This is a genomic window from Thermoflexus sp. (genome assembly GCF_042408365.1).
Lineage (GTDB): Bacteria > Chloroflexota > Anaerolineae > Thermoflexales > Thermoflexaceae > Thermoflexus.
In genome coordinates, this window is record NZ_JBHOQJ010000205.1 from 1 (window position 1) to 9098 (window position 9098).

Here is a 9098-nt window from a genome sequence, read left to right on the forward strand (position 1 = left end):
CGGGCGCCTTTGGCGCCCGGCCCGCCCCACCTCCAGGGAGCCAAAGTCAAGAATCAAATGTGGAAGAAGCACTAAACCTGGCTGTTACGGAAATGCGGCTACGGCATCTAAATAAATATGGGAGCTTCCCATCCTGTTGTCGGAGGAAGGACGATGGCGGGGACGAGCAAGTGGCCTCGGGTGCTGATTTTCACCACGCCCAACTGTCCGTGGTGTCGGGCCGCCAAGGAATATCTCCGACAACGCGGCGTGCCCTTCAAAGAAATCGATGTCAGCCGGGATACTGCAGCGGCCCGGGATCTGGTGCGCCGAACCGGACAGATGGGCGTGCCGGTGCTGGATATCGGTGGTAAAATTGTGATCGGCTTTAACCGGCCCCAGATCGACACCCTGCTGGGGTTGAAAAAGTAATGAGCACTCCCCTGCTCGCCCTTGGGAAGGTTTCCGAGGTTGGGCCGGGGTGCCGAAGGTCGAGCGCTTCCACACCTATCCCCCAAAAGATGTCTTTCAAAGCCTTAGAGGAAAAGACCTTCCAGAGGAGGGAGCAACAATGACCGAAGCGCGTTTTCCATGGCAGCCGCTGGGCAGCCGAGTGGTCGTCCGGCCGGTGGAACAGGAAAGCCGCACGCCGAGCGGATTGATCATCCCCGAGACGGCCAAGGAGAAGCCGCAGATCGGTGTGGTGGTCGCCGTCGGCGACGATGAGTCCATTAAAGTGCGAGTCGGTGATCGCGTGTTGTTCCCCAAGTATTCGGGGAACGAAGTGAAAGTGAACGGTGTGGAGTATCTGATCATCGACGCGAACGATCTACTGGCTTACGATACCGAGACGCGAGCCTCGCTGCCGGAAGAGAAGCCAGCGCGCAAGGGACGGCGCAAGGGGTAGACAGGCAACAAAGCATCCCCTCTTGGGGAAAAGACTGCTCAGGGTGAGGGCCACTCCCGGCGGCCCTCACCCGCGTGAGGCCTTAAACGCTTCCCCACCGGCGTTCACCCGCTGTCAGCCCCCGCCCTCCAAGATTAGATGACACGGGCTCACCCGTGATGGTATCCCGCGGGAGACGATCCCACGTAGATCGGTCGGCCCGGCCGTCTCCCCGAAGGATGCGGATGATCCGATGATCTTGCAAAACCGCGTAGGGGCACCCCTTGTGGGTGCCCTACCCATTCATGCCCCATCCCAGCGTGACCCTGCGACACGGGAAGGATGTAGGGGCAGGCCTTGTGCCTGCCTGTAGAGGGCGCCCACAAGAGGCACCCCTACCCCACAGCCACCCCTCATTGAAATTCTCTGCGGACCGATCAGCCCCATGCGTTGAAGCGAGTCCCGTCGTTCAGCAACCTCCCGAACCGCCAGGTCCGCGAGACTCCAGGCCGCTTACGGTTGCTCGGAGGGGGCATATCCTCCGCACGCAGGATCGGCGCAGATCACGCTTTGGGCCTCCCGCACCCCCAACGGGAACCACAGCCACGGCACCTGCAGACCACCACCCCCGTCACCCCCACCCGCCCCTCCCCCGGCACGATCTCCAACCGCACCGGATGCAAAAACGGATACGCCTTCGGCCGATACTCATACAGCCGCTCCACCAGGGTCAGGTTTAACGCGTTATGCCGCTCCTCCACTTCCCACTCCTTCCCCTTTCACCCTGGCCACACCACCGGCGGATCCCCCATCACCGTCCAGCAATCCCTCCATCCGGCTTCCCACCTCCATCCGCATCCGGAACCCGCTCGCACCGCTCCCGCTCCTCCGCGAGATCCTTCACCCGTTTGATCTCCGCCCGCACCCGCACCCACCACGGAATGTGAAAGTCGTCGATGAACATCGAGACCCGGGAAAGATCCGGTCCTTGGATCAACCGCGGCCCCTTCACCCCACCCCCTGCGATCCCAAGCCATCCGTTGACCGCCGGCTGTGACGCATACGGCGAGTGGATCGCCACCCCCTCCCCCAGCCCAATCCCCCGATCCAATCGAATCCCTCGCATCGCCAAGCGGCCAGGCTTCCAGCACGGATTCCCCGCCCCATCGAAATCCGGCGCCGCCCCCAGCGGCAGCCGCACGCAGGTGGTCCCCCCAGGCCCCCCTCGCCCAAGCTCCTCCGCGCTCCAGAAACGGGGAAACGCCGCCTCCCCCGGCCCGCGACGGCTCCCCCATGTCCACAACCGCCAGCCGGAGCCCGCATCCGGAATGACGGGCGGCCCCCAGATCAAGCGGGCGGAGGGATGGAACACCCCCAGGGATCCTCCCGGGCCACAAAGCCCATGGGCCAGGGGGTGATATGGAAGCGATGGGGCGGCACCCGGATCACCAGCTCCACCGGCTGGCCGGAGTAATCCATCAGGCGGCACAAGCCGGCCCCCAGCCCCACCCCCGAGGCGGGGTCCTTGTCCCAGAGCTCCAGCCAGGCCCCCAGAGGGGTGGGGCAGAAGTCCGCCGCGTAGTCGGCGAACCGCCTTCGCTCCACGATGTTTCCCGCGCAGCCCAGGAGAATCTGCCCCTCGGCCCAGCGATTCCCCTCCTGAAAGACTGCCCCCACCCCATAGGGCCCCGAACATACCCGCTGGCCTTCACCACCTGGAGAAACCGTGGGTGAGAGCCCGATCAGGAGACAATTTTCCTCCGGGCAATCCTGTGGCTTTCCCTCCCGTGCCCAGGCGGTGGGAGCCTGAACCAAGATCCATCCCCACAATCCGATCAGTAGCACCAACCCTCCCTTCCCAAGCGTTGCCTCACCTCCCCGTTTGTTGGAGGCAGGAGGGGGTGGTCATCGGGTCCCCCCACGCTTAATGGTCTCAGGATCCGGATGCTCCGGGAAGATCTCTTGCAGGCCGAAAGCTTTCCCAAGCTCCGAGCGCCGGAAGCCCTTCACCCCTAAGGCCTCCCATAATTTCGACCCATCCACCGTCTCTGCGCCACGCCCACACGGATAAACTGTGTCCCGCCCATCAGACACAGGAAACCCATGTCCTATGTGAGCATCGTAAAACCATAGGCTTATAGGCCGTAGAATGATCCCGCTCCCGGGAGAGGATCGCTGAGCGTAATCGAATCTTTCCTTGATCCCACCGAACGTAATAGGCTGCCCCTGGCCGATCCTTATCGAGGTCAATCACTATTGGGAAATCCGGATCCCCGGTGCGCGATGTGGTGTAAGGTGTGTAGATGATACCAATCCGCTGCCAATCCCGGTCATCTAAGATCCCACTTCTCTCAGAGGTAAACGGCTTGAGGGACTTTTTGGGGACTGGGGTTGTGGGTTCCCAATACCAGGGGATATCCCCCCATTTCTCCTTGCTCACCGTGGGCCGGTCGGGGGCCAGGAATTCGTGGGGCGCCACGTCGTGCCAGAAGCCCGCATAGACGCAGGGGGGATCAGTTGCGATACAGCGGCACCCCATGGGGATCGCGAAAGGTCGAGATCTTCACCAGCCGCCACTGGCTGGGGTCCTTCGGACAGGCCGCGGGGGAAGTGTCAGCCGACGTGGCGGTGGGCTGCGGGACGGTCGCGGTGGCGGGGACCGTCGGCGGCTGGGCTCCGGATCCCGGACGGGCACACCTCACCGCCAGAAGCGCCACCCCTACCATCCGGAAGAAACCCAGCCCTCCCCTCCGCATCCGCCGCCGCTTCAGCCCTCGAGCAAACACATCCATCAGTCGCATGCTCGCCCTCCGTGAAAAGGGGATGAAAGGGTTCCCCAAACCACAGCAAGACCCGTCCGATGTAGATGATAGCCATCCGGGAACTTGACCCATCATTGAGGAAGCCCTTTCCCATGGAGAGCTACGGCGGGCTGAATGGGGGAAAGAACCCAACCGCAGCGCGCGGATTCATGGATCCGAGCAGAGGGCCCGAAGCGGGCCGGGGGAGATCCACCGAAGCTGGCCCTTGAGCGCTCCTTTCCCCGACAGAGCGCGAGGATCGGGGACGATGGGGAAAAGCATTCCGGCTATCGCTCCAGAAACCACGCGGGGTCTTTCCGCAAATGCCCCTGCTCCCACCACCAGGTCCCTGTTCTCCCCTCCCAGCGAAAGGCCGAACGGGCGTGCATCTGCATCACGACCCAGATCAGATCATACGCGAGGGGCGCGTAAGGGCCCGGCGACATCCCCAGCGCGATCGCCTGATAGGCCGTCCGCCATTCCGCATCCTCCACCCGCCGGGTCTCCGCTACCGCCCATATCCTCCCCTCCGCCTCTCGAAACGCGAGGAGATCCGGATGCAGCAACCCAGGCCCTCCCAGCAAGAGACCCCGCCAGCCGCTTGAACGCCAGCGCCGCACCGCTTCCCCTGCGTGAACCGCACGGCCATCGAAAAAAACCGGCTCATCATCCTGAGGAGAAGCCTCCTCCCAGTTCCGTTTATGCACCACCCATCCCCGCTCACGAAAAAGTGCCTCCACCTCCGGGCCGAACCATCGCTCCTCATCGTCCCGTACAATCCACAGAACTCGTCCGTCCCCTGGCGGAAGCGCTTGCAACAACGCCGCCACCACCGTCCGCTGATCCGGGGCGGTCGGCAACGCCCCCTCCGGGGCTCGATCGGCCGGGATCAGCGGCGCGATCAGGGGGATCCCTGCGGCCCGGTAGATCGGCGCGGCCGCCCACGTAGTCTCCGGTCGGAAGTGACCGATGACCGCGATCAGCGAGGGATAAGCGACAATCTGCCGGGCCCGCTCCTGCGCCAGGATCGGGTCCCCTTGATCATCCAGCGCGATGAGCATGACCTTGGGACCTGCCGGATGGGTCGTGTTCCACATCCGCACCGCCAGCCGGGCCCCAAAAACCGCATCGTAACCGATGGCCCGATCCCGCCCTTCAAAAGGGGCCACCAGGCCGATATACATGATGCCCGCCGGCTGGCAGGCCACCAACCCCATGATCGTAATGACAAGGAACACCCATCCCCTTCGCGCCACGTTCGGCTGGCTCCTTTCAGACAACGTAAGCCCTCTTCCCCTCATAGGGTGACTTTTGGGTCATCCTTTTCAAACCTGACCAGAGTATAATGAAAATGAAAGGATGTCATCGGGGCTGGAATGGCAGGCCGGGATGGCCTTCCCCCTTTCCCAATAGAATGGAGGAGTCACGCCGTTGGTTGCCTCGTGGGGGGTTTGAGGGCGGAGCCAGGGTATTCGTGGTCAGGCGTTTCGCGCCCATCGCCCGTTCGGTGACCCGCCCAGACCCCTAAACCTCGTGGGAAGGATGAACGCTGGATCACGTGGGTATATTTTCAGAACAGAGTGGGCCGTCTTCATCGGCCAACCTCGCCCTGAAAACCTCCACAAGTTAGAATCCGGCCTTTCATCCCATGTGATCGGGTGTGCGATCATGTCTGAGTTCAATCCGCTCGAACTGGAGTCCCCTGAAGAGCGCGAAGCGGAGCATTGGCACACTGCCCCCCTCGCGGAGGGAGAAACCGAGCCGGAGGAGGCCCCTCCGACGACGCCAGCTGCGCTGTTGCGCCTCCGGATCGCCCACACCGGTCGCACGATTGAGGTGCGATCCCATCAGACGTGCGAGATCGGACGACTGGATCCCAGCCTAGGGCTCGTTCCCGATCTGGATCTCTCCCAGGAAGGGCCGGAAGCGATCTGGGTCTCCCGCCGCCACGCGCGGATTTTTTACCACGATGGCCATTTCTATATCGAGGACCTTGGGAGCACCAATGGCACCTATCTCAACAATAAGCGGCTGGTCTCGGGCCTCCCCTACGCGCTTCAAGATGGGGACGAGCTTCGCTTCGGGCGCATCATCGCCCATGTGCACATCGAATAAAGACCTGGAGGCCGTCGAAGGCAGCTCCTCACCTCTGAAGGATTTGGTTCCCTCTTCCCCGCAGTCTGATAGCCGCGCTGAAGAAAAATGGAGGTGCGGGCTACTGATGTGGCCCGCGCCTCGTGAAAAGATCATCGCTGCGGATTAGGGTGGCTCTCCACAGCCCCCGCGTCCCCTTTAAACCCATGGGGGCCCCCGACGGACGATGGCGTCGGTCATGCGAGCGACGCGGACGAGGGCCTCTACATCGTGTACGCGCACGATGTCCGCCCCGCGAACGATGCTCACCGCCACCACCGCCGCCGTTCCCTCCAGCCGTTCCTCCGGAGGTAGGTTCAGCGTGTAACCGATGAAAGACTTGCGCGAGGGGCCCACCAGGATCGGGAAGCCCAGCTCCCGCAATTCCCCCAACCGATCGACCAGCTCCAGATTCTGGGCCACTGTCTTGCCGAACCCCAACCCAGGATCGAGGATGATCCGGTAAGGAGGGATCCCCGCCGCGCGGGCGGCCTCCACCCGCTCCATCAGATGGGCGCGAACAGCTGCCACGATGTCCCCACCATCCTCCCCCTCGTAGCGGGCGCCCAGGCGGGGATCCCTCACCACCGCCTCCCGTCGGCTCCGGTTGTCCATTAGGATGATCGGGACGCCGAGCTCGGCCGCCGCGTTGGCCATCGCCGGATCCGCTTCCATGGCCCACACATCGTTGATGAGATCCGCCCCCGCGGCGACCGCTGCACGGGCCACATCGGCCTTATACGTGTCCACGGAAATCGGGCCCAGGCCCTCCGCCGCGAGCCGCTCGATCACAGGCAACACCCGCCGCATCTCCTCTTCTGCCGATATCGGCTCAGCGCCCGGGCGGGTGCTCTCCCCACCCACATCGAGAAGATGCGCGCCGGCCGCTTTAAAGCGCCGGGCCTGCTCCAGAGCCGCCTCCACCCAATTGGGGCCCTTCAACAGGCCATCGCCCGAGAAGGAATCCGGTGTGATGTTCAGGATGCCCATCACCAAGGTCTCCCGACCCCAATAGACAAAGTCCCGGCCAACCCGCATGGGCGCCCGGGCCCAGCGGCGGACCCCGTAAGAAGACAGATCCGCCGCCATGGCCGCCGCCGTGCGCCCCAGATGGGGATGCCTCCAATCGGGGGCGATCTCCGCGAGGGGGACAAGGACAAAAGCCCGTTCCGCCATCCGGGGATGGGGAAGGGTCAACGCCTCATCTTCCAGGCACAGGTCATCATAGAAGAGCAAGTCCAGGTCGATGGGGCGAGGTCCCCATCGAGGGCCGGGGCCCCGCCCCATCGCCGTCTCGATGGCCTTGCAAGCAGCAAGAAGCTGGTGCGGCGAGTGATCTGTGGTGCCGATGCAGACCGCGTTGAGGAAGCGGGGTTGGTCCACGTAACCGACCGGCTCCGTCTCATAGAACGAGGAGACCGCTTCGATCTCCACCCACTCCAGAAGACGCCGGAGCGCCTCTCGCAGCGCCCCATCCCGATCCCCCAGGTTGCTTCCCAGGGCGATCCCCACCCGATGCTTAAGGCGTCGAAGCGGCGGCATCGATCACCTCCCGGTAGATCGCGCTCTGCCCGAACGATTCCTCCACTTCCACCTCTAGCGCATGCAGGCGGAGATCGCCCGGAAGACGCGCCCGCAGCTGCCCGGCCAAGTAGCGGGCCAGCCACTCGGCCGACGTGTTGGGGATCGGCAAAATCCGCACATCTTCCAAAGGGAAGACGTAGCGTTTGTGATCGATCGTGGCCTCCACTTGTTCCTCCCCGATGGTCAAACGCAGGCGAGGATGCTGGGCAGGAAGCAACACCCGGTGATCCAGCTCATCCGCCAGAGCCTTCACCAAGCGCTTAAGGGCCACGAAATCCATCACCATATCCTCGTGCAGCGCTCCCTCCAGGGTCACCGCCACGCGGTAATTATGGCCATGGAGCGGCTCGCTTCCATTAGGGAAAATCATGAAATGCCCTGCGCAGAACACCAGGTTATCCTGCGAAACCCGCACGCGATCCACAGCGCCCTCCTATTCTTGATGGAAGTTGCCAGGCTGCCGGCCGGCTTCTTCCGTCGTTTGAGAAACGGACGGGATGGGCCACAGTCCAGTTCGTCAAACCCCCTCGATGATCTCTGCGGTGCGCCGTGCGCACGCGATCCACGTGAAAGCGGCCGCGCGCCGGATTCCCCGTTCCCGCAACGTTTGTCCTAAGTGAAAGTCCACCAGCACGGAGATCAGCGCCCCGGCCATCGCCCGGGCATCATCGGGAGGAAGCAGGTAGGCCGCGTCCCCGACCAGCTCCACCAGCGCCGGGATCTCCGAGGCGACCACCGGGACCCCACAGGCCATCGCTTCGAGCACCGGGAGGCCGAACCCTTCGTAGCGGGAAGGATACAGGAAGGCAGAGGCCCCTCGATAGAGGGCCGGCTTGTCTTCCTCGGCCACCGGTCCGATCGTCCGCACCACATCCTCGATCCCCCATGCCCGGGCCAGCGGGCGGGGATCCACAAACAACCGGCTCGAGCCCTCCGGCAAGCGCCCGGCGATGACCAGGGGGAAATTATCGCCGATGGCGTCCTGGGCCCAGGTGTAGACCGCCAGCAGGGTCTCAATGTTTTTCCGCCGGTCAAAGCCGCCCAGATAGAGCACATATGCCGGGGGCAGATCATACCGGGTCCGCACCCGCACATCAAGGATCGGATCCGGGCGCGGGGTGAAGCGTTCGGATACCCCCAAAGGAACGGCGGTGACGCGCTCGGGAGACAGCCGCAATCGCTGAAGGATGTCGCGTCGGGAAGCCTCGGAATCCGTGAGGATGTGCGCCACGCTCGGGGTGGCGGCCAGGACCAAGGCCGTGTAGAGGCGCGCGCCTACGCTGGCCCGATACTCCGGGAAGAGCAGCGGGATCAGATCATGCACCGTCACGATCACTGGCGCCGGTGCGCGAAGCGGAGGGGCCCAGTAGGGCACGAACAGCCGGTCCGCCCGCCAGCGAGCCGCCGCGCGGGGCAGGGCGATTTGTTCGAACCACAGCTTCTGGAAATCTTGGGGAAGCCGTGGCGAGCGGACCCCCACCGGGGCCACGCCCCCCGGCAACGAACCGGACCAACCCTCCGGAACGGCCACGCCGATCGTCCAGTTCGGCCGCGCCTGAGGGAGATGGCGAAGGAGCTCCCAGGCATACTGGCCTGTGCCCGTCGCAGGATATTGAAGGAACCATCCGCTGATCAGAACTCGCATAAGGAAAGCTTAGGCCCTCTCCTTTCGTGGAATCTCCGTGCGGGGGTTTAGGGGGCGAGCTGGGCGCCTT

11 protein-coding genes are annotated in these 9098 nt (G+C 63.9%); 3 read left to right on the forward strand and 8 right to left on the reverse strand.

All coding sequences use genetic code 11. From position 1 onward, the window contains the following. Positions 1–153 precede the first annotated feature (153 nt). Both ACFMO5_RS09535 and groES read left to right on the forward strand, forming a co-directional pair. Positions 154–411 carry a glutaredoxin family protein gene (locus tag ACFMO5_RS09535; RefSeq protein ID WP_376792516.1) on the forward strand — a complete coding sequence of 86 codons (258 nt, stop codon included), beginning with the start codon at positions 154–156 and terminating at the stop codon, positions 409–411. A gap of 139 nt (positions 412–550) precedes the next feature. Then, positions 551–886 (forward strand): co-chaperone GroES, encoded by a 336-nt coding sequence (gene groES / locus ACFMO5_RS09540; RefSeq protein ID WP_376792517.1) that lies wholly within the window; start codon positions 551–553, stop codon positions 884–886. 542 nt (positions 887–1428) lie between these two features. Here groES and ACFMO5_RS09545 read toward each other — a convergent pair. The 5 genes from ACFMO5_RS09545 to ACFMO5_RS09565 all read right to left on the reverse strand — a co-directional run bounded on the left by ACFMO5_RS09545 (position 1429) and on the right by ACFMO5_RS09565 (position 4922). Next, entirely contained in the window at positions 1429–1626 is a 198-nt protein-coding gene (locus ACFMO5_RS09545; RefSeq protein ID WP_376792518.1) for a hypothetical protein, read from the reverse strand. Between the two features lie 50 nt (positions 1627–1676). Further along, on the reverse strand, positions 1677–2237 hold the full coding sequence (locus tag ACFMO5_RS09550; protein WP_376792519.1) for a hypothetical protein: 561 nt from the start codon (positions 2235–2237) through the stop codon (positions 1677–1679). Then, the gene (locus tag ACFMO5_RS09555) at positions 2213–2710 is read right to left on the reverse strand and encodes a hypothetical protein (RefSeq protein WP_376792520.1); all 498 of its coding nucleotides are present in this window, start codon (positions 2708–2710) and stop codon (positions 2213–2215) included. The genes ACFMO5_RS09550 and ACFMO5_RS09555 overlap by 25 nt, the downstream gene beginning before the upstream one ends. A gap of 668 nt (positions 2711–3378) precedes the next feature. Then, entirely contained in the window at positions 3379–3666 is a 288-nt protein-coding gene (locus ACFMO5_RS09560; protein ID WP_376792521.1) for a hypothetical protein, read from the reverse strand. Positions 3667–3953: 287 nt separating this feature from the next. Continuing rightward, the gene (locus tag ACFMO5_RS09565; RefSeq protein ID WP_376792522.1) at positions 3954–4922 is read right to left on the reverse strand and encodes an ABC transporter substrate-binding protein; all 969 of its coding nucleotides are present in this window, start codon (positions 4920–4922) and stop codon (positions 3954–3956) included. Positions 4923–5334: 412 nt separating this feature from the next. Between ACFMO5_RS09565 and ACFMO5_RS09570 the strand changes: the two genes are divergently transcribed. Beyond that, positions 5335–5781: an FHA domain-containing protein gene (locus ACFMO5_RS09570; protein WP_376792523.1), complete on the forward strand. Its 447-nt coding sequence runs from the start codon at positions 5335–5337 to the stop codon at positions 5779–5781. Positions 5782–5958: 177 nt separating this feature from the next. Here ACFMO5_RS09570 and folP read toward each other — a convergent pair whose 3' ends face one another. The 3 genes from folP to ACFMO5_RS09585 all read right to left on the reverse strand — a co-directional run bounded on the left by folP (position 5959) and on the right by ACFMO5_RS09585 (position 9028). Further along, on the reverse strand, positions 5959–7341 hold the full coding sequence (gene folP / locus ACFMO5_RS09575; RefSeq protein ID WP_376792524.1) for a dihydropteroate synthase: 1383 nt from the start codon (positions 7339–7341) through the stop codon (positions 5959–5961). Continuing rightward, on the reverse strand, positions 7319–7807 hold the full coding sequence (locus tag ACFMO5_RS09580) for a 6-pyruvoyl tetrahydropterin synthase family protein (protein ID WP_376792525.1): 489 nt from the start codon (positions 7805–7807) through the stop codon (positions 7319–7321). Before ACFMO5_RS09580 ends, folP begins: the two co-directional genes overlap by 23 nt. 93 nt (positions 7808–7900) lie before the next feature. Beyond that, positions 7901–9028, reverse strand: a complete 1128-nt coding sequence (locus tag ACFMO5_RS09585) for a glycosyltransferase family 4 protein (protein WP_376792526.1) — start codon at positions 9026–9028, stop codon at positions 7901–7903. Between the last annotated feature and the right edge of the window lie 70 nt (positions 9029–9098).

Bases quoted from the DNA above. Each gene is read 5' to 3' on its own strand.
- ACFMO5_RS09535 (WP_376792516.1), top strand. From the start codon at position 154: ATGGCGGGGACGAGCAAGTGGCCTCGGGTGCTGATTTTCACCACGCCC.
- groES (WP_376792517.1), top strand. From the start codon at position 551: ATGACCGAAGCGCGTTTTCCATGGCAGCCGCTGGGCAGCCGAGTGGTC.
- ACFMO5_RS09560 (WP_376792521.1), bottom strand. From the start codon at position 3,666: ATGCGACTGATGGATGTGTTTGCTCGAGGGCTGAAGCGGCGGCGGATG.
- ACFMO5_RS09570 (WP_376792523.1), top strand. From the start codon at position 5,335: ATGTCTGAGTTCAATCCGCTCGAACTGGAGTCCCCTGAAGAGCGCGAA.
- folP (WP_376792524.1), bottom strand. From the start codon at position 7,341: ATGCCGCCGCTTCGACGCCTTAAGCATCGGGTGGGGATCGCCCTGGGA.
- ACFMO5_RS09585 (WP_376792526.1), bottom strand. From the start codon at position 9,028: ATGCGAGTTCTGATCAGCGGATGGTTCCTTCAATATCCTGCGACGGGC.